The sequence below is a fragment of the Achromobacter pestifer genome, from assembly GCF_902859625.1.
Classification (GTDB): Bacteria; Pseudomonadota; Gammaproteobacteria; order Burkholderiales; family Burkholderiaceae_B; genus Achromobacter; species Achromobacter pestifer.
The window spans coordinates 1-556 of the sequence record NZ_CADIJX010000024.1; the positions used below are offsets into that span (position 1 = coordinate 1).

The 556-nt window shown below is 63.5% G+C and carries 1 pseudogene; it reads left to right on the forward strand.

The features are described from left to right. Positions 1–556 (forward strand): annotated as a pseudogene (locus tag HV753_RS31125) (hypothetical protein); the annotation flags it as partial.

Sequence of the window (556 nt, forward strand, 5' to 3'; positions counted from 1 at the left end):
TGACGACCCTCGGTGACCGCATTGAAAACGTCTACAACACCGGCACCAAGTACTTCCACGCCAACTCCACCGGCACGGACTCCCAGGCCACCGGACAGGACTCGGTCGCCATCGGCATGGGCGCCGTTGCCAGCCACGACGGCAGCGTCGCGCTGGGCGCGGGTTCCATCGCCACCGGCGCCACGCTGGGCAACGAAGCCTACCTCGTCGGCGGCCAAGCCACGGGTGAAGTGAACGTCGGCGAACGCCGCATCACCGGCCTGTCGGCTGGCGCGGAAGACGCTGACGCCGTCAACGTCGCGCAACTCAAGCAATCCGCGATCGACGCCACCGCTGACGCCGTCATGTACGACAACAGCACGCACAACACCGTGACAATGACGGGCGACACGTACAACTCCACCACCAAGACGGGCGGCACGAAGATCACCAATGTTGCTCGCGGCGAAGCCGATAGCGATGTAGTCAACATGTCGCAACTGAATGAGACCAACACCACTGTCTCGACCGTGGACAACCGTGTGACCAGCGTCGATAACCGGGTCACCAGTGTCGA